This is a genomic window from Thiomicrorhabdus hydrogeniphila (genome assembly GCF_054656895.1).
Map to the genome: position 1 here is coordinate 62544 of NZ_BAAHXL010000002.1, position 18942 is coordinate 81485.

General features: G+C 36.8%; 28 protein-coding genes. 17 read left to right on the forward strand and 11 right to left on the reverse strand.

The features are described 5' to 3' along the window. Window positions 1-14: 14 nt before the first annotated feature. The 8 genes from ACYQ0E_RS13535 (at window position 15) to ACYQ0E_RS13570 (ending at window position 4672) form a co-directional block, all read left to right on the forward strand. Window positions 15-299, forward strand: a complete 285-nt coding sequence (locus ACYQ0E_RS13535) for a hypothetical protein (protein ID WP_460188795.1) — start codon at window positions 15-17, stop codon at window positions 297-299. Between the two features lie 2 nt (window positions 300-301). Then, a complete protein-coding gene (locus ACYQ0E_RS13540; protein WP_460188796.1) occupies window positions 302-829 on the forward strand; it encodes a hypothetical protein in 528 nt (175 codons plus the stop codon). Between the two features lies 1 nt (window position 830). After that, the gene (locus tag ACYQ0E_RS13545) at window positions 831-1184 is read left to right on the forward strand and encodes an ASCH domain-containing protein (RefSeq protein WP_460188797.1); all 354 of its coding nucleotides are present in this window, start codon (window positions 831-833) and stop codon (window positions 1182-1184) included. Window positions 1185-1186: 2 nt separating this feature from the next. Continuing rightward, window positions 1187-2374 carry a DNA methyltransferase gene (locus ACYQ0E_RS13550; protein ID WP_460188798.1) on the forward strand — a complete coding sequence of 396 codons (1188 nt, stop codon included), beginning with the start codon at window positions 1187-1189 and terminating at the stop codon, window positions 2372-2374. Between the two features lie 10 nt (window positions 2375-2384). Further along, window positions 2385-2576, forward strand: a complete 192-nt coding sequence (locus tag ACYQ0E_RS13555) for a hypothetical protein (RefSeq protein WP_460188799.1) — start codon at window positions 2385-2387, stop codon at window positions 2574-2576. Window positions 2577-2637: 61 nt separating this feature from the next. Further along, window positions 2638-2883: a hypothetical protein gene (locus ACYQ0E_RS13560; protein WP_460188800.1), complete on the forward strand. Its 246-nt coding sequence runs from the start codon at window positions 2638-2640 to the stop codon at window positions 2881-2883. Between the two features lie 91 nt (window positions 2884-2974). Further along, window positions 2975-4093 (forward strand): AcrVA2 family anti-CRISPR protein, encoded by a 1119-nt coding sequence (locus ACYQ0E_RS13565; protein WP_460188801.1) that lies wholly within the window; start codon window positions 2975-2977, stop codon window positions 4091-4093. A gap of 21 nt (window positions 4094-4114) precedes the next feature. After that, complete coding sequence (locus tag ACYQ0E_RS13570; protein ID WP_460188802.1) at window positions 4115-4672, forward strand: hypothetical protein; 558 nt, start codon at window positions 4115-4117, stop codon at window positions 4670-4672. 66 nt (window positions 4673-4738) lie between these two features. Here ACYQ0E_RS13570 and ACYQ0E_RS13575 read toward each other — a convergent pair whose 3' ends face one another. The 9 genes from ACYQ0E_RS13575 to ACYQ0E_RS13615 all read right to left on the reverse strand — a co-directional run bounded on the left by ACYQ0E_RS13575 (window position 4739) and on the right by ACYQ0E_RS13615 (window position 9066). Beyond that, entirely contained in the window at window positions 4739-5197 is a 459-nt protein-coding gene (locus tag ACYQ0E_RS13575) for a hypothetical protein (RefSeq protein ID WP_460188803.1), read from the reverse strand. 10 nt (window positions 5198-5207) lie between these two features. Further along, window positions 5208-5717 (reverse strand): transglycosylase SLT domain-containing protein, encoded by a 510-nt coding sequence (locus ACYQ0E_RS13580; protein WP_460188804.1) that lies wholly within the window; start codon window positions 5715-5717, stop codon window positions 5208-5210. Beyond that, window positions 5714-6031: a hypothetical protein gene (locus tag ACYQ0E_RS13585; RefSeq protein WP_460188805.1), complete on the reverse strand. Its 318-nt coding sequence runs from the start codon at window positions 6029-6031 to the stop codon at window positions 5714-5716. Before ACYQ0E_RS13585 ends, ACYQ0E_RS13580 begins: the two co-directional genes overlap by 4 nt. A gap of 125 nt (window positions 6032-6156) precedes the next feature. Continuing rightward, entirely contained in the window at window positions 6157-6411 is a 255-nt protein-coding gene (locus tag ACYQ0E_RS13590; RefSeq protein ID WP_460188806.1) for a hypothetical protein, read from the reverse strand. Window positions 6412-6419: 8 nt separating this feature from the next. Continuing rightward, window positions 6420-6572 (reverse strand): hypothetical protein, encoded by a 153-nt coding sequence (locus tag ACYQ0E_RS13595; protein WP_460188807.1) that lies wholly within the window; start codon window positions 6570-6572, stop codon window positions 6420-6422. Between the two features lie 35 nt (window positions 6573-6607). Then, entirely contained in the window at window positions 6608-7261 is a 654-nt protein-coding gene (locus ACYQ0E_RS13600; protein ID WP_460188808.1) for a nuclease-related domain-containing protein, read from the reverse strand. Between the two features lie 3 nt (window positions 7262-7264). Then, window positions 7265-7435, reverse strand: coding sequence for a hypothetical protein (locus ACYQ0E_RS13605; RefSeq protein WP_460188809.1), 171 nt, complete (start codon window positions 7433-7435; stop codon window positions 7265-7267). Continuing rightward, window positions 7428-8384 carry a ParB/RepB/Spo0J family partition protein gene (locus ACYQ0E_RS13610; protein ID WP_460188810.1) on the reverse strand — a complete coding sequence of 319 codons (957 nt, stop codon included), beginning with the start codon at window positions 8382-8384 and terminating at the stop codon, window positions 7428-7430. The genes ACYQ0E_RS13605 and ACYQ0E_RS13610 overlap by 8 nt, the downstream gene beginning before the upstream one ends. Continuing rightward, on the reverse strand, window positions 8368-9066 hold the full coding sequence (locus tag ACYQ0E_RS13615; protein WP_460188811.1) for a division plane positioning ATPase MipZ: 699 nt from the start codon (window positions 9064-9066) through the stop codon (window positions 8368-8370). The genes ACYQ0E_RS13610 and ACYQ0E_RS13615 overlap by 17 nt, the downstream gene beginning before the upstream one ends. A 188-nt stretch (window positions 9067-9254) precedes the next feature. Between ACYQ0E_RS13615 and ACYQ0E_RS13620 the strand changes: the two genes are divergently transcribed. After that, window positions 9255-9548 (forward strand): hypothetical protein, encoded by a 294-nt coding sequence (locus tag ACYQ0E_RS13620; protein WP_460188812.1) that lies wholly within the window; start codon window positions 9255-9257, stop codon window positions 9546-9548. Here the strand turns inward: ACYQ0E_RS13620 and ACYQ0E_RS13625 are convergent. Further along, a complete protein-coding gene (locus ACYQ0E_RS13625) occupies window positions 9500-9997 on the reverse strand; it encodes a hypothetical protein (RefSeq protein WP_460188813.1) in 498 nt (165 codons plus the stop codon). The two genes, ACYQ0E_RS13620 and ACYQ0E_RS13625, sit on opposite strands and share 49 nt — an antisense overlap. Before the next feature lie 427 nt (window positions 9998-10424). After that, on the reverse strand, window positions 10425-11159 hold the full coding sequence (locus ACYQ0E_RS13630) for a hypothetical protein (protein WP_460188814.1): 735 nt from the start codon (window positions 11157-11159) through the stop codon (window positions 10425-10427). Window positions 11160-11757: 598 nt separating this feature from the next. On the opposite strand from ACYQ0E_RS13630, the gene ACYQ0E_RS13635 reads away from it, so the two are divergent. From ACYQ0E_RS13635 to ACYQ0E_RS13670, 8 genes are all read left to right on the forward strand, one after another. Next, complete coding sequence (locus tag ACYQ0E_RS13635) at window positions 11758-12273, forward strand: single-stranded DNA-binding protein (protein ID WP_460188815.1); 516 nt, start codon at window positions 11758-11760, stop codon at window positions 12271-12273. Between the two features lie 152 nt (window positions 12274-12425). Further along, window positions 12426-12587, forward strand: a complete 162-nt coding sequence (locus tag ACYQ0E_RS13640; protein ID WP_460188816.1) for a hypothetical protein — start codon at window positions 12426-12428, stop codon at window positions 12585-12587. A 2-nt stretch (window positions 12588-12589) separates the two neighbouring features. Further along, window positions 12590-13666, forward strand: coding sequence for a DUF7146 domain-containing protein (locus tag ACYQ0E_RS13645; protein ID WP_460188817.1), 1077 nt, complete (start codon window positions 12590-12592; stop codon window positions 13664-13666). A gap of 307 nt (window positions 13667-13973) precedes the next feature. Further along, entirely contained in the window at window positions 13974-14939 is a 966-nt protein-coding gene (locus ACYQ0E_RS13650; protein WP_460188818.1) for an AAA family ATPase, read from the forward strand. A gap of 116 nt (window positions 14940-15055) precedes the next feature. Next, window positions 15056-16120 (forward strand): DUF3150 domain-containing protein, encoded by a 1065-nt coding sequence (locus tag ACYQ0E_RS13655; protein WP_460188819.1) that lies wholly within the window; start codon window positions 15056-15058, stop codon window positions 16118-16120. 9 nt (window positions 16121-16129) lie between these two features. Further along, the gene (locus ACYQ0E_RS13660; RefSeq protein WP_460188820.1) at window positions 16130-16498 is read left to right on the forward strand and encodes a hypothetical protein; all 369 of its coding nucleotides are present in this window, start codon (window positions 16130-16132) and stop codon (window positions 16496-16498) included. 58 nt (window positions 16499-16556) lie between these two features. Next, a complete protein-coding gene (locus tag ACYQ0E_RS13665; protein WP_460188821.1) occupies window positions 16557-16970 on the forward strand; it encodes a hypothetical protein in 414 nt (137 codons plus the stop codon). 74 nt (window positions 16971-17044) lie between these two features. Beyond that, window positions 17045-18934: a hypothetical protein gene (locus tag ACYQ0E_RS13670; RefSeq protein WP_460188822.1), complete on the forward strand. Its 1890-nt coding sequence runs from the start codon at window positions 17045-17047 to the stop codon at window positions 18932-18934. The last annotated feature ends 8 nt before the right edge of the window (window positions 18935-18942 follow it).

Genomic DNA, 18942 nt, shown 5'->3' on the forward strand with positions numbered 1-18942 from the left:
TTAAAGGAGATTCTATGAGTATTGTGACGCTTGAAATGCAACTGGTTAGACAGGCTTTAGGTGTAACAACCAAAGAGGAAAGAAAAGGGATTCTCGGTGGGAACGAAAAGGCAAAAGAACTTTTTTTAACCTTTTGGCATAAAAGAGAATTTGTTTGTGCAAGGTGTCGATATTTCCGTTCATTAGGCGGCAAGAATTCAGGAACTAATGGAACTTGCTCTGAAGTAGCAAAAAATGACTATACCAGGCCTGAAGAGGACGCTTGCAACAGATTTGAAGAACGTACCAAGGAGGTATAAAAGTGTATTCAGAAGATGGTGACTATGAGCTTGTTTATGAATCGTCTATCCCTCAAGGAGAGGTTTATTTAATTAAGCATTTAGATGAAAATGGGGAGCATACTTATCTTTTTGCGTCTAATTCCGTTCCACTAAAAGACAATTCTGGAGATAAGAAGTTGGAAGAAAAGCCTTACCGAATAACGTTGGTTTTTTGGACAAATCAAGTTTTAAGATATTGGTTCTTTTCCTTAGAAGACCTATTGGACTTTGAAATCCTGCTAGGCGACTTGAAGGAAGTTAAGAGCATTGTGAAAGCGGTTATCCATTACCTTTCTGTATTTGAAAATGACCATTATGGCACTAATGAGAGGTCTTCTGGTGGAGGGGTTACAGCCGTTTATTGTGATACATCAATACCTGAATTTCAATTGATTAAACCTCATAAGGAGTTTTCTCAAACACTGATAAAAAAATATCAAAGTGGTGAAATAACTGACCCTGATGTTTTATATGTAATGGGTAAGATTAGGAAAAAAAGGGTTAGTTGATATGAGGGGATTGGTAATAAGACAGCCTTGGATTGAGCTTATTCTGAGTGGCAAAAAGACATGGGAAATGCGTTCAGGCTCAATCAATATTAGAGAAAGGATTGCTCTAATTGAACAAGGAACAGGTTTGATTGGCGGAGAAGCTGATTTAACCGATTGCATAAAGGGGATGTCGCACAATATCTTATGCAGTCGCACTTCTAAGCATTTTATAGAAGATGAAACTCTATTGCGAAAATGGAATGTAGCGTGGGTGCTAGAAAACGTAAAAAGATATGACAAGCCTATCCCATACCAACACCCAAAAGGGGCGGTTATATGGGTAAAAAATCTAAATATCGCCAACAAGGAATAAGTATGCAATTATCTCTTTTTGAAACAACTGTATTGCAAGGTATTCATGCCACAGGAACTACAAAGGGCTGTTATTCACATATCGAAAATAGCTTAAAGACCGATATGAGCGAAACTGTTCAAAGAGGCCTAGCTAAAGTAGGGAAATGGCAACATCGAGTCAGACAGATACAGCAAAAACTTAAAGAGATGGCATTGGTCGATAATGGCCATAAAAAAGGCTCTTGGGGTATTACCGAAAAAGGACGAAAAGTTCTTGGTATCGTAAACCATAAAATTCCTAAAATGTACTTTCAGACTGCCGAAGGTGTGGCGTTTTGGGGTGACTCTACGGAGTTAACAGAGGCGTTTATCGGGCAGTTCGACTTAATCATTACATCACCACCGTATTTATTAACTAATCATCGTGAATACGGTCATATAGGAGAGACTGAAAAAGATTATGTAGATGGAATGGTGTCTTCAATTGAAGCGTTTCTACCCATGCTTACGCCCACTGCAAGTCTTGTTTTAAATATCGGTGATTCATACAAAAAAGGTTCAGGGCATCTCTCTTTATACAAAGAAAGATTATTAATTGCTCTTGAAGACAAGCTAGGTCTGCATTTGGTGCAAAACTTCGTTTGGTACAGTCCATCGAAAATGCCTAGCGGGTACTGGGCTACCAGGGCAAAAAGAGATTGTGTAACTTCAACTGAAAACTTCTACTGGTTATCTTTGAACCCAGAGCAATGCAAAGCCAAAAATCAAAATGTATTAGTTGAGTATTCAGAGAACCAAAAAAAGTATATCGAAAAAGCAAAAAACAAAAGTCCAATTTCTCGAAAACGACCAAGTGGACAAGTGGCAAACGAAGAGTCGTTTTATCAAGACAATGGCGGTGCAATCCCATCAAACCTTTTATTTGAAACTCCAGAAGGGGCAAATTCAAAGTACAGTCAATATTGTAAAGAGCATGGGTTGCCAAGACACCCCGCAATGTATAAGTACACATTACCTCAGTTTTTTGTTAACTACTTAACAAGTAAAGGGGATGTTGTTTTTGACCCTTACAGTGGTTCGGGCAATACGGCTCTAGGTGCAGAATTATCAGAAAGACACTGGGTAAGCTGTGAACTAGCAGAGAAGTATGTGCAAGGCCATTATGGGCGAATGTTAGTTAATGGTTTAAAGCCATTAGTAGTTAAATAAAGGAAAAATAATGAATACATTTCAAGGTTTGAAAAAACTAAAAGATAAAGGGTTAACCTTATCTTTAAGAGTATGTAAAAAAGGTCGTTTTGGAGTTAAGACAAGAGCTAAAAATAATTCAAAAGCTGTCATCTTAAAACCTTCTTTGATTAAAGCTGTTCAAGCAAATACGGCTTTTAAGGTTGTTCTGAAAGCAGGTTAATAATTTAAAACCAAGAAAATATGAATATTCGTATTTTTAAGAAATAAAGGAATGAATAAAAATGACTCCAGAAAATTTAGCTGTACAAATAAAAGAGGTTTTTGATTTAGAACCTGAATCACTGCCTGTTCTTGAAAGAATGTTAGAAGATTTATCCATTCAAAACTACCGTGTAGAGAGCCTATCAATGTTGGTTAAAAAGCTTGTGCATTCAATGAGAAAAGACCCTGAGCATAATGAAAGACTAGCTAAAGAAGCTATGGATTATCTAAAAAACAATGTTCTTATTGGCAGTCCTTTGAGATGAGGTTTAATTTCTGAAAAGCTTAGGATTAAAAAAAGTAACAGCAGTATGCACTCTATAATGCCGCTTAAAGAGAATGAAGAGAATAAAGATAATGAAAGACGATAAAACAGAATACCAACCCATCAAACTAATTCAAGAGTTTAGACCGCCAGGCGATTACACTCCTGAAGAAAACGGATGGATTTGGGAGTCTTTGAGTGAGAATGAGTTTTACGAAAAGCATGACGACCACCATTTAGTCATGACAGAAGACTTAAGCTATGCATTAAGTGATTTTATAAAGGGTGGCAGGAATATTTTTCACCTAGAGCCAGAGCTTATTGAGTTATTTAAAAAAACATCTATTGAAGACCTGGTTTTAGAAGATGTAAAACTGCCTTATAACTCTTTTTATATTCACTTCGGAGAAGAGGCTGGGCTTTTGGCTCCAGGATATTTTGACGAAAGAAATAAAGAGTTTAACCCTGAATGCTTAACGACTACATCAGTTTTTTTAATTGGGGCGTATCTACACCTATCTACGGACACAAGAGGTTACAGTTCTTTGTGGATATACCTGGTTACAGATATTGATGAAGATGAAAATTTCAGTTTTCAAATGGATTTTCCTCTTGAGGTGACTGACGGACATCATGTTAAAGGTAAAAAAAATAAGCTACTTCAGCTATTTAAAGAAAGCATCTACGACAACCCTCATCAAAACGATTTGATGAACCACAAAATGAACAAGCATCCTGTCCTTGGGAATGATTTCGACTGGCATAAAGCCAAAGAAGAATGGAAGCCTGATGCACTAAAAATAGCTTGGGAAACGACTTGTAATAAAGCTTTACATATAATATTTAACGCCATTATTTATCTGACAACGCATGATTGTGATATTGAAAATGACTACCCTGACAGCTACCCTCAAAAACTGGTGAGTAAAACAAAAAGTACAAACAAGAAAGAGGCTAAACGTGCTGAGTCCAAGCTTGAGTCACAAGGCTTTACTAAAATCAATTTCTTAGGAAGAAGTTTTAAAAATATATTTAAAAAGAATGAGGGTGGTTCAAATACTTCTGTTCATTGGCGTAGAGGTCACTGGAGAAATCAGTCTTATGGCTCGAAAGATGATTTAAAAAGACGTCTTATCTGGATTAAACCCACTCTTGTGAATAATAATCCTGAACAAGAGTGTGACTTGGTAGGGCATGTTTATAATTTGTAACCAATTTAATCAAGGAATATTATGTACGCAAATAGCGAAAAAGAAATTAAGGAGTTTATTGGTAGTCTTCCTCACACAAGAGCTGCTATTTACAATGATGAAACAGGATTGGTTCTTACTAAGAAAAGCAAATGGTTTGAACCTGTTTATGCTTCAGAAGATATTGTTAGCCCTATTTTTATTAGTTACTATGAAAATGGTGATTGCTGGGGGTTAATAGCAACTTTTGAACTTTCCAATAATCATATTTGTGATATTCCAATTTCTATTAATTGGAAGGAAAATGAGAATCTTTATTTAATCCAGCAAGATGGTGTTGCTACCGAAATGGAAATTGGATTAGTTAAAGGTTATTTGTTTGAGGGTCTTAATCTCTTAGTGGGTGTTGGTTCTGATGCTGACTTTTATAGTTCAAAAATTAGCAGGGCTATGACAAGTGAAAACATAAATTGTTATTTGGGTAAAATGCACAAACCTAAGAATCATCCTCCTGTTTATTGCTTTACAAAAACAACTAAAATTGAATACCAAACATTGAACATTGATGAGGCTGAAAAGTATTTTGAAAAGGTTAGATAAACGTGCTTTACTGGCTGTAAGGCATCGCTTCCATTATTGATTTGAAAGCGATAAGAAACAGTATTGTTAGATGAACTGAGGGGTGTGTATCGAGTTATATTTTTTTACCATTGTTAACTCTGTCATAGCTTGACTTGCTGATGTTTGAGGAATGTAGATGGAACTTTCAATTTCTTGTATTTGTTGAGGGTCATTACAAGCTACATCAATTCTTAGCCTGTAATGACCATCACCAATCGTAAAGTCTGGATTATCAATTTCAATATCTATGTAAATCTGTACTAATCTTTGTTCTGTAACTTCACCAGTATCCATATTGATAAATTCATAATTACTAAACGATTCATTGATAAAAAAGTTTTGAATTTTAAATTCAAACTCTTTCAAGTCTGGATTGGTTAGGAAATCAGGAAGATATTTATTCAGTCCTTTTTTTAGCTCGTTTAAACTCATAAAGTTAACTGGCTTCTTAAAGGTCTTATCAACTTTCTCATATAGGTTGTAAACGCTTAAAACCCTTAACATTGGTATTTCCTTATTTATTTATAAATCTAGCCACGTAGCCGTTTTTATAGCCATTGATGGGGCTTCCAGTGTTGTATGCCGATAGTGCATCTGCAACATTGCCGTACCTACGGTAAAAATCACTAAAAATCACCGCTCCCATTTTCAAGTTTGTACAAGGGTCAAGAGCATCTTCATATTTAAAACCTCTCTTTGAGAATAATTTACCAGGCCCGAAATGTTGGGAGTCAATTTGTGCCAACCCGATCCCAAAGCTTAACCCTTTATCAAGAAGCTTATGAATTTCAGATTTTGCTTTTGATTTTGATTTTGGGTAAAGGCTTTTATAGCCTTTCTCATTCACACCAAGAGCATAAAGCTGATTATTAGATTCTTTTTCAACAATCAACTTCATAACTTTCCAGTGCGATTCTGGTAAACATTGCTGAATATACTTTTGAGCTGTATCAGCCTGAACATTAATAGCTATTGATAATCCCCCAAATAAGAACGTTCTTTTTAATAGGTTTATCGTTTTCATGCCAGCACCATGTTTGATTGTTCTGGTGGTTCTAATTCACTGAGATATTGAGTAAGCAAAGTACCTTCTGGAGTTTCCGAAAGCCAGACTTCAGCCGCTAAAATACATCCATTATCGTAGATACAATACTGGCTAACTCGCCATTCATTTTCTTCAGAATTAAAAGTAGGAGAAAATAAAGTTTGCAGAATTTCTTCTGAGAATAAAGGGGTGGGAGTTACGGTCGTAAAATACATATTTGAAGAAGAGCGTTTTAACTCTTTTAAACTGCTTAAATAAGCGATACATTCATTTTTTGATTGAAATGATAACATCGGACACCTTTATTGCATTGCTTGGTGTCTATGATAGAGAAGTAAATTTTATGGCAAGGATAGATTATCTATACTTTTTGTTGAATTGGATGGATTTATCTTTTAAGGATAGGTATGTTATTTTTTTATCCTGCCGTTGAATTAACAACAAAAGGCATTCCAATTCTTTCAATTACGGCATCAAGTTTGGAAGCTCCAACACAAAAATCTAATACATCTCCCTTATCCAAAAGGTCATTAATCTGATTTTCTTTATCCGCATCTATAATGACAATCTCATTATCGCCAATCGTGTATGCTGAAAAGCGTTCTGAAGGACAGTTATTCATTAACTTCTGAAAATCGTTTAACCATTTTCTTTCTGTTTTATTGAGTTTCATGTTTTAAATTACCTTTTATACCAGTCCAGGCCTGGTAATTTTTGAGCGTGATTATACAAAATTGTCGCAATGGTTTTGTTTGGCAGTAAAGCCATTAAAAATGTTAGCAATAGTAAAACAGCTTCATAAATACCTAACGGTATAAATAACACCCATCTCATCAAGAAAATTCCTTCTGTCTGTAATGATTTAACAACTACTTATGATGTCGAGTAAACTCTTCCATGTTTTTTGATGTATCCAGATAGTAAGGATTTAAAAGCCTAGCTGTTTTACGGACATCTTCTTTGGAGAGCTTGTCTGGCAACTCTTTTAAGTGACCAACAATTTCTTTAGCGGAAAAAAATAAATTATCAAATTTCTCACTACCCCAATGGCCAGGCTCCCATCCATACTCATCTGCATCAATAACGGCTACAAAGTTTTCCACCCAAGTTTTAATGCCAAAACCTTTCAGAAGGTTATTAATGGCCAAGATGTGAAAAGAGTTCTGGCGAAACGGGTTCGTAAACCCTCTATCGTAAAGGCCGTCCTTTTTAAAAGCACTTGCTTGAGCTGAGTGCCATTTTTTAGAGTCTTTTTCACCAAACACTTTACCTGCAATTGACTTTGTTTCAATTGAAAAAACTCCCTTAGTGCAAACAAGCAGGTGGTCAACTTCAGTAAAGGGTTGGTCACGGTTTGTTTTTGGAGCTGGCAGCAGGATACCGTCAAATAGAAAAACATCTTCGTAGTAAGAATTAGACTCACTAAAACGCACAGCTCCGAAATCAGAGTGCAATGTGTTATTAATGTGGTATTCAGCCGCACGGCCTTTAATATCACGAATTTCTTGAAAATCACCAGACATAAATTACTCCTCTTGCGAATTCTCTTTTTCTTTATTTTTCTGAATCCAGTCTTTAATAGCCGCTTCAGCAGCCGTTTTCATGTGAAAACCTTTCTCAACACAAAGTTTTTTAAATTCTGTATGCAGTTCTTTTGGAATTAACGGTAATCGTTGCATTTCCTTCGTATTACTCATGAGCATCCTCCAAAATAGTAGCAATTGCTTTAGCAATCTCTTCAGCCGCTTCAGCAGAAGGAGCTTCAAATTTCATGTTGATTTTTTTACCTGAATAATCCAGCGAACCTTTTACTTTACCATTGTGATCCGTAAATTGATGTTTAGGCAGTTTCTTTGGTCTGGCAACAGGCTTTTCATTCTTGTTAAGAATATCTGTTTTAATTTTTTCAACATCCTGCTTACTTAAGTCGTTTTCAACAACTTTTTTAATAATGGAGTGAAATTCATCACCAGAACCTAGTTTGTCAAAAATCTGTGCCAAAGCGTAACCAGCATGAGTCTTAATAGGAGTTAATTTCTCACTAAGAGCAGCTAGATACTCAAATGGAATCGAACCGATGCGGATCACTTTACTCACTTCACCTTTTGAACGATTTGTGATGTCGCACAATTCAGTAAATGAAAGACCTTCAGTTTCTACCATTCTTTTCCAAGCAACCGCATCATCAAGCACACTTTGTACATCACGCTCTTCATTAGCTGCATAGCTGGCTTTAAAATAGTCAAACCCACTCATTCCTCCATGCAACACTTCGCACCGCAGCGTAAGTATATTTGAGAGGATTGCTGCCTTGTATCGGTAATGGCCGTCAATTAATTTATATTTATTACCATCCATAACCACAATGGCGGGAACCAACTGACCTTCTTTGGTAAGTGATAAGGCTCTCGATTTAATTTTTTCTTCAGAGTAAAAAATACGAGCGTTAAAATGGTTTGGCTCTATTTGCTCTAACGGGATGTCTAAAATCTGATTAAGAGAGTTCTCTACGACATCTTTCTGTGTTTCAGTTTCAGCCCCATTGATAAACAATTCAGCGTCTATATTCGACTGAAGACCTTTTGTGGTTTTGCTCTCTTTATCTTCACGGGGTTTTAAACTCTTTAAGCTAAATTTCTTCGCCATTATCAAAAAGCTCCTTTGTGAAAACCTCAATTTCTTGATAAGCCTTGTCTTTTACAGGATAAATTTCTGTGACTCCTGCACCAATGCCAGAGGCGTAAACGTAAGCATTTCTAAGATGGGTTTTTGCTTTCATTAATTCCAACTCAGGGAAGTTGGCTTCAATTAGTTCAATTGTTTCTTCGGTTAGCGTTACTTTGGAGTGCGTAGGGGCTTTGGAAATAATAGCTTTAATAATCAAACTTTCATTAAATATTTTAGCGTTAGTAACTAATTCAACAACTGTATCAAGTGTTTCAATATCTGCTGGCGATGCCCCTACTGGAGTAATAACTAAGTTAGAAACAAGTAATGAAGAACGGAATTCTTTAGAGTCCTGACCACCCGTATCAACTAAGACGACTTCATATCGGCTTTGTAAGTCTTTTAACGTCTTCTTAAGCTCAACAGACTTCTCAACACACTCAATAGGCTTAAGGTTTAGTTTTTGGTCTTTATAATCTGGATCACTTTCAGCTTCAATTAATTCATTGCGTCTATCAATCCATTTTCGTGCTGTGCCTTGAGTGGGATTTCCATCAACAAGAACAATGTCAGTACCATTATTTGCGAACCAGGCCGCTAAATTAGTCGCAAGAGTGCTTTTGCCTGTGCCGCCTTTCTGTCCACCTATAAGAATAATCATTCATTTCACCTCTTGGGTTATTTGTTTTCCAAATTGATTTAAAGCTTAATTAGTATAATATCAATAAAAGAACAAAAGTACAAATGTATTTATGTATTTATGTATTTATGTACTTATGTACTTATGTGGTATTTATGCTGTTTCAATGGTATATTCTTAATGAGAAATATTTTTTTAAAAGGGATTTTATGAACAAAGATGAATTAGTTAAAGATGCTGAAGAGATAGCGTTGCATATACAGAAACTTTCCAAAAAGAAGGGGGTTCCTAGTGAGTTTTTAGCTAGCCTTGTTTATGACCGTGCATCAGATAAGGAAAAGCAAGAAGCACTACAAAGATATGTTAATGAGTTTGCAGAAGCAAGCTCAAGAGGTAGAACACCTGGATGGATTAAGATTGCGATAGGATTGTTAGCTGAAGAGCATAGAATTGATTACTCAGAAACGAGCAAGCAACTCTTATTAAACTCTTCAAACTCTTGAATCCTGGGAAATTCGCAACCAAAAAAAGCTTCACAATCTCTTAAAAGAGCGTTAGTAATGACGATGCAAGGGCGTATTGTCTTACTATTGATTCTATCAAAAGAATCATCTTCTAAAATAGCGTACCATAAAGCATAAACAGCTCTTAAATCTTCTGAAAATAGACCGCTAAATTCTAAATCTGCATTAGTCTTTTCTTCAATAGTTGTCGATTGTTGACGCTCTTGCTCCCAAAACCCAAGAACAATCTCGCTTATTCTTGGCCAAAACCACCATGCAACACTCTGCGATGTCGCAAAGTTTCTAACGTTAGAAGGAGATAATTTTAACTCATATCCCATTGTCGCCATTCGGTCTTGTAAAATCGAACCTAATTCCTTCCATGTAATATCATATTTTTCACGAATAAATTCTACTGTTGGATGGACTACGCCTTTTTCGATAAACATAAAAGAAAGCTCACTTATAGCTTATGATTTATATGATAATTATTATACTATAAATATAGTCCTTGTCATATAAGGGGATATTAGAAAGTTTGGTTTTTAATGTAGTTATTGATAGAGTATTTCAACGTTGTTGTTATATCTGCTTCTGTACTAAAGTGGGTAAAACAGACTAGATTTGTTCCAGGTAAAGGATAACTACTGTAATTGTACTGAAAACGGTTCTGGAACACTTTATGAGCCAAAAAAGCGTATTTTTTTTCTACCTTGATAACTCTATTTATTGCCATGATTTGAATAATGCTTGTGATAAGTGAACGCCTAGATTTTTCTTCTTATTCGTTCTGTATTTATTATAAGGTTTAAATAAAAAACCCTTTGAATAACGACAAAGGGTTGTTGGTTCTAAATATGAGTTTAAAAACTCGTACTATGATGCTTCACGCTGTTCACGTAAGGCTTTTCTGATACCAATAACTGCACGGCCAATAAACACCATTAAGCCTCGACTGGTTTGAATGCTTTTACGATACAGTTCTGAAGTTAAATTCGCTTCTTGCTGCATATCAAGATAACCTGTTTTTTCAAGGTATCCAGCCATAAAACAAGCCTCATCAATCTTAGCAAGAGTGGTTAAATAACGATTTGCAAAAGAGCTTGAAAACCCCGTTTCCGCATTTAGATCATTTTTTGTGTCGGCAGCAAATTCTTCTAGCTCAGTTGCACCCGCATAAAGATTTTTCACTTTTTTATGTCGTTTATTGACGTAATTTTCAAGCTCGGTTAATCGGCTATTAATAATTTTTTGCAACTCTTGATTTGTATCTCTAGCAATACTCAAAGTAGCTAATTCTTTAGGTCTATGAAGATAAGTGTCTAGTCGTTCATAGGTTAAATTGAATAAAGCTTTACCTGTTCGGCTGCGAAACGTTACATCTCGCAATAATCGCTCTCGCTGAGAAGCACCTAATATATCTCGGCTAAAGAACACCGCATTACTCACACGATTTCTTTGATTTGTTTGCTCTGTTGTTGTGGCTGATGCTTCAGTAGGATTTTCTTCTTTTACCAAAGCTTCTTCTTTAACCGCTTTGACTTCAGCGGGTTTAGCTTTTGAGGTAGTTGTTTTAGCCTTTTCTTTGGCTGTTGTTTTTGCTTCGCTCATTGTTGGTACTCCTTGGAGGGTTAGTGGAGTATTTATTATTAATGATAAAGTTAAATAGCAAGCTCCAATTTTTCTACACTTTTTATAGCTTTAGAGAAGAATTTTGTTTTTTTTAAAAAAGATGTTGACAAGGTTATTGTCGTGTGTAAAATCTAAATTAACTCAAATCCGTGAGTCTCATATCAAACAAGTTTTTCAGTTGCATTAAACTTGGTGAAATGGACGGACTGAGACTAAGAAGGCAACACTTAGTCGAACTACTCCTAAAGCATATCTTTTGCTAAACATGAATTCAGTTCATGTTCTAGCTGTTTCAAAGCGTTAAACATTTCAATCTAAAACCAATCTGATTAGCTCTCGGTGCAAAGCTAGTGTCTATTTATATCTATAAATAGTAGGCAACGGCTTTTCACTGTCTATGACAGTAAAAGCTCTAACAATTGCGTTAGAGTAATGTGACTTATTATTGCAATGAGTTACTTCCACACTTTCCAATTATGGAATCTTTTAAAGACGTACAAATGACGATTTGTATGGAATATTATTTTTTATTAAGGGTTTGACGTAACTCTATTTATTTCTTTTTAGGAGAAAACTTATGTTTATTGCACACGCTTCTGGTTCTTTAGGTAAAGACTCAGTTTTACGCTCAGTACCAAGTTCTAAAGGAGCTATCTCTGTTCTAAATTTTTCTTTGGCCGCAAAGTCAAAGAAAAAAGGACAAGATAACAAACCACAAACAATTTGGATTGATTGTTCTCTTTGGGGGGTAAGAGCCGAATCTTTGGCTCAATACTTAACAAAAGGTACTATTGTTTCAGTTAGTGGTGAGCCTGGCGTTGATTCTTTCGAGAGTCAACAAAACGGTACTGTTTTAAAGCAGACTCTAACAATTGAAGAAATTCAGATGTTAGGTGGTGGTAATCGTCCTGCTAATGGTCAGCAAAATTCTGCTCCGCAGAACAATGTTGCTCAAGGTAGTGGTTATCAACAACCTGCACAACAACAACCGATGGGAAATCAAAATTATCAATCTGCAATGCCTGGTGCAAACGTAGGATTTGAAAATGACGATGTACCATTCAGCAATTACGAGTTACGCACACTAGCATAATTCACAAATAACTTTTAACCCTTGGGGTGAGCTATCTCCCTCAAGGGGGAAGTCTCACTCCTTTTTCTACTCTTTTTCGGAGCTTCTCTAAGGTTCTGAATCCAATCGGAACCTTAGAGAAGTTTCGATTAAGGGTAATTTAGGAGATAATCATGAAAACACTTTCAAAAACCAAAGTATTTCTATTCACATTTTTAATCGTTGTAGCGACTGTTAAAGTCATTTCTGCAACAGACAATTCATTTTCAAACTATGGTGATAATTCACGTTTAGCAACAGTTATGGCTGAGAACTCTTTAAAAGGAGGTGCTTAATCATGGCTTGTTATGATGTGAATATAGTGAAGCAAACAGCTTCGCAACATGGGTGGTTAGATATTCTGAAGACCATTGCACCTACGTTAGAAGATGCAACCAAAAAACCTGGCCAACACGTACCTTGCCCTGTAAATGGCGGTACAGATGGTTTCAGATTATTTAAAGACGCACCGATTTCTGGTGCTGGATATTCAAACAAAGAAGGGGCATTCGGTGACGGATTTGCTGTTTTACAGTTTGCAACAGGATTACCTTTTAAAGAGGTTTTAACTCTTGTTGCGAATTTCCTTGGGTTAACTGAGGAAACTGTCAAATACATCAAGCCTAAACCAGTTATGCAACCAACTGCTTTTGAACTCTCTCAACGAGAGGTACTTTCCAGAAAAGGGAAGTTAAATCTTTTGTGGGGTCAATCTTCTACCGTCAAAACTGATGATAGAACGGTTCAATATCTCCGCAGTAGAGGTATCAAAGGTAGTTGGATGGTTAATCATCCTTCAATCCGTTTACACCCTAATGCTTGGTACAGAGATGGCAATGGTAATCAAGCTTCAGCACCAGCAATGGTTTTGAAGTTTACTGATTCTAACGGTACGCCATGCAATATCCATAAGACGTTTTTATCAACTAAACATACTGGTAAAAATGAATTAATGGATGATCCAAAACTTCAGATGAAGCCTTCATGTCGAATGAGTGGTGGAGCTGTTCGTTTAGGTGGTATTCAAGACGTTATCGCAAATAATGGTGTTCTTCATGTAAGTGAAGGATTCGAGAATGCGGCTAGTGTTATTGATGTGCATGGTCAACCGTGTTGGCCAACTTTAAATTGGGCTTTATTACAGGGCTTTATACCTCCTCAAGAGGTTAAGACTTTGTATGTTTGGGCTGATAACGACCCATTGGACGAAAGAGGAAATAATGCAGGTGTTAAAGCAGCTAATAAGTTGCGAGACAAACTTGCTAATCTCCGTCCAGATATTAAGGTTTTTCTAAAAATCCCTCCTAATAAGAAGGAAGATTGGAATGACTTATATGTAGCGGGAAGACTTGACTTGTTCTCTTTGGAGAGCTGATATGTTTAGTCGGAAAACTCTACCCATAAAGGGTAGAGAACCCGTTACATAGCTTTTACCAGGCCAAAAGCCTATTCGCTCTTCTCTCTGAGAGTTAATAATCTTTTGTGCCTCTCTCCAGCCTTGATGGAGAACTTCTTCAGCATTATGCTGAATCTTGGTTTACCAAGACATTGAAAAGACGTTTTCAGTGGTTTTAATCTTTAATTTGTTAATGACGATTTACAATTTTATTTTTTAACCCCTCTGGGTACTTGATTACCCAATGGGTAGTCATGTACTCGCCAAACCTAAAAAGGTAACTACTATGACTACTACAACTACAACGCTTGCTACTGTTTCTGATGCTAACACTACATTTGGTTCTGCATTTAATTTCCCTGGAATTGATGCACCTTTATCGGCTCTTGCTGATTTTGGTACTGGAACCAATATTACCCCTAACAACAATTTTATCTTTGATAAAGATGTGCTAAAGCAATTCTTATTCTCTCTTAAAGAGAATATTAATGTGCTTTTATGGGGCGATGCTGGTGCTGGTAAAACAGACCTTATTGAAGAGGTGGCGGCTCGTTTGAATCGTCAAGCAAAAATTATAAGTTTCGGTGAAGAAACCTCAATCAAGCAATTGATTGGTGGATTTACTATCTCTAATGGCGAAACGCCTTTTAGAGCTGGTGCTTTACTTGAAGCAATTCAAATTGAAGGGTGCTTGATTGGCCTGGATGAAATTAATATGGCAATGCCTGGTGTAACAGCAATGTTAAACCACTTGCTACAAAAGAAAGAAGTCACCATCCCTGAAACGGGAGAAGTGATTCAATGTGCTGAAGGTGTGCGATTTATCGCTACATCTAACACAAATATGGGTATTGATGAGAGTGGGCTTTTTGAAGGCTCTCAATCACAGAATGCTGCGACTCGTTCACGTTTCGCTGGTGTTCATGTCAAATACCTAAAAGAAGAGGATGAGGTAAAACTTATCGACCTGGCTTATCCAGGCCTGGATGAAGCTATACCTCCTCTGAAGAACAAACGTTACCCTGAATTAACTGTTCAGTTAGCCAACGCTTTGCGTTCGGCTATGCGTAACGGTGGATTATCTTTACCGTTCTCGGTAAGACAAATTCATGTATTCACAAAGGCATCGCTGTCATACGGTGATCCGAAGTTAGCTTTTAAATTCGCTTACTGGAATCTATTAGATTCTGTTGAGAGACAAACGGCTGGCGATTTGTTTAAAACTGTTTTCAATATGAAAATTGAAGACTAATTAAGCTCTCAGTTTCTTACTGAGAGAATCAAAAAACTTTAACTCCCAAGCGGGCTTGCTACTCCTCCCGTTTGGGAGAGTAGTGTGTCTGCGATAAACCGAAAAGGTAAATTATCATGACTACAACTACTAATACTCGTTCAGAAAATTCGTTTTTTGAAGTTCGTTTAAACATCTTTGCTGGCTCAAATCAACGTGTAGCTTTCGATAAGAAAGCATTGGCCTCTATGGGGTTCAATCAAATTGATTTTGACGCTGTGAAAGCAATGCTTCAAACGGCTGTATTGCCTAAAGAAGCTTTCTACTCATTCCTGGCCATTCGTAAGAGTGTTCAAGACTTCCTTTCTACTAAAGGTGTTAACCATGACCTTATGGGTCGTGTATTTAACCCTCAAGAGCGTATTGAGATTGTTACCTTTTTAAAGGAAAAACAAACTGAGTACATGGAAGAAAAAAATAAGTTCTTAATGCAGTATTCTGCCTTTACCGCTGAACAACTTGAGAAAGTTGAAAACTCAGCAGTGATGAAGGGACTTGATCCAAAACCATTGGTAGAGGCGGTTCGCAAGAATCAGCCTAAATCTTCTTATTACGACTCAAAGCTTGATTTCAGATTTTTGGATTTATCTATAACTCTTGATTCTGAGCAATGGGCTGAAGAGATTGAAAAAATAAACGAAGACATCGTAGCTCGTACAGTCTATGAGACTGAGCGTGATGCGAATGAAATTCGTGATACTGACAATCCTAGAGGGAAAGCGAAAGCTCTACTTTCTTTGGCCAGTAGGTTTAAGTCATTAGACTTCTATGTACCAGGCCTTAACAAGCTTGCGAATGAAGTTGAAACTTTAGTTTCTAATCTAGGCGGTTTAAAGCCTGCTAAAAATTATGAAGCTAAAGAAGTGATGATGCTTACTGGAGCTGCGAAAGTAGTTTCTCAAAACGCTCATGCTTTGATTCATCATAAAATGCCTTTGGCTGATTTTATGGACTCTGAAGCTGGTCGTATTGAAGCTATGTTTGCAGATGAAGACCAAGATTCTCTTGATTTATCTGGCTCTAACGAAGAAGTATCTAAAGAAACTGAAGTCTCTCATGAAGAGATGGATATGGATTCAGATATTTCATCAGTACCACCACAAACTAATCAAGCCACTTCGGTTGGTTTATTCAACTTTTAGGAGTGTGTTATGACTAATTATGTTGAATGTGAACTATACGAAGCACCTTCTGCCTCTGGCGGAAAGGTGTGGGCGGTTCCAAAATATAGACCAACTATAACGGTAACGTTATATGGGTCAGCTACAAAGTTTTGGAATCATAAGATGGCCACCATCCGTGAAGTTAAAGAAAAAGACTTTAATGATGCGGTTCAAGAAAAGGTTAATAAGGGGTATATCCGCCAAATGAAATCCGTATGGATTGATTTTGGTTCGGGTGAAATATCCTTTGAAGACCCTGATAACTCAAATAATTCAAGCTCATTAGAGACTGAATTTAAACACTCGCCACCTGAAAGCGTTATTGAAATCAAATCAGATGGCCTTTTTAACTTTTAATCTTTCGGGAACATTTTTTCCCGTTGGGAAAATGGTGTTCTCATAATAAGGAATTACCATGAAATTATTAACCACAGTAACAATAAATCCATTAGTTTCTAACGAATTTACTGATGACATGAATGCAAAGAAAATTAGTTATGAAATCTGCGATTTGTTTTTAGAAAAAGTCAAGAAAATGGTTGTTCAAAACTACAACCTGTCACTTGAGATGTTAGATAGCGTTGTGATTAACGATAGATTTGCTGATGTTTCTTCTTCAGCACTTCGGATTGCAATCACTCCAGACTATTTTGACTTGATGGGGAATTCAGCTAATCCTTCAGAGTATCATAATATGGTACTGGAGGTATGGGCTGAAAAAGATTATGGCCCTGAACTGAATGTTTATTGTGCTTTTGTTGCTATCCTTCAAGAGACAGAGCATGAGTTCTCAGATGGATGGAGAAGCAGTCCATATAAGCTTAATTAGTAAAACTATAACCCATTAGGGGTGCAATCTGCCCTTATGGGTAAATTGTGCCTCTTATAAAGAGAGACAATATTATGAAAAATTTAAAACAATCTTTACCAGCTACTATGGCTGGAATAGCTTCAAAGGCTGGCTTAAAGCTGGCCTTTGGTAGCCCTAAAACAAATGGAGAGACTATCTGGGTAACAGACATCCCTCTAAATCCAACAGAAGATGATTACAATCTAACTCTAGGTGATCTAGGGCATGAGGTTGGTCATATTCTTTTTACTGACTTTAACCAGTTCGCTTCAGGCCTGGTTCAATCATTAAACAACTGCTTTGAAGATGTTCGTATTGAATATCTTTTGGAGCGTGAGTTTCTAGGTATGGCTGATTTTTTGAATAAGTCTTACCAAGTTATGATTGATAAAGGTTATGTACAACAGCCTGATACACCTGCTAATGCTTTAGCAATGTACCTTATCAGTAAGTATATGATTGAGATTAATAATCGAGATTATATGCAAACGGATGCTGACAAGGCTTTAAGCGTTTTATCACAAACTCTTCAACAAGATGTTATTGATAGTATTGTGAGTCTTTGTGATTCACGTATGTCTTACATCGCTTCTGAAGCTTCAACAACTGCTGACAGCCTACAATTGGCCAAAGACGTTGTTAAGCTATTAGAAGATTCACAAGAGTCTGATGAACCAGAACAACCAGAAAAAGGGGGTTCGGGTAAATCTGATGAGGATTCTGACGATTCGGAGCAATCTGACTCTCAAGAAGAATCAAAAGATGATTCAGGTGAAGGTGGTGACACCGATGATAGTGAGAGTGATGAGAGTGATGAGAGTGACGAAGAATCTAATTCTTCTAATTCGAGTGATTCTGATGGGCAGAGTTCAGGTGAAGAAAACTCATCTGGTTCAAGCAATTCTCAACAAGAAAATGATTCAAGTGATTCCGAAAGCCAATCAAACGGGTCTTCTGAAAGCGAGTCTTCTGATAATTCAGATGACAAAGCTTCTTCAGGATGCTCAAAGAACGGTTCAAAAGACTTACTAGAATCTGACGTTAATGAAAAATCACCAATCTCATTAAGAGATGTTGTACAAGCTATCGCTGAAAAAGCGGCTAGTAAAGACAATTCTTTAAAAGAGTTTTTAGGTGGCAATAATATTGACAATATTGCTGAAGAATTAAGACAGGCTAATGGTTCGGGTTCAAATGCGAACTTTTATGATGAATGCTTTGTTCCAAACTTGGCTAAATACAACGAGATTAAGGCTAACTCTTCTCAAGAGATTGCTTTATTCAGAAATAAATTGGTTAAGTATTGGACAAGTCGTTCTCGTTCACGAAATGTAGTGAATGAGCATGACGGACGGTTCGCTGCAAGCGAAGCTATCCGCTGTATGGCTTCTGGAGACCAGGATTTCTTGGTTAAACGAAGTAAGCGTACAGATAAAAAACCTGCTATTTGTTTGTTGGGGGATTTATCGGGTTCAATGGATCATGAGTATGGAGATGAAACTCTTTTAGAGCTTCAAACCAAAGTCATGATTTCATTGGCAGAAACTTCCCAATTAGGAAATGTGCCTTTAAATATTCTTGGTTTTTCAGGCCGTGTTATTCCACTAAAAAAATGGAATGATCCAATGTCTAAGGCCAGGGGTGTTGTTGGTGGCCAAAAATCTATTTATGGAACACAAATCGTTCCAGCAGTTTATGAAGGAATTAGAGCTTTGACTTCTCGTAAAGAAGAGCGAAAAATTCTAATTGTCATGACAGATGGGCAAATTGGTGGCGATGTGAATGCACTTAGAAACTTAATTGCCTACACAGAAAAACACCACCCTGACATAGAATTCTATGGTTTAGGCATGGGTGTTAACCTCAAATCTGTCTTTAAAAAAGGCGGTCAGGTTAACTCTCAAAATATGTCTCAAACTGTTTTAGATATTCTTACTCAATAGGGAGGTGT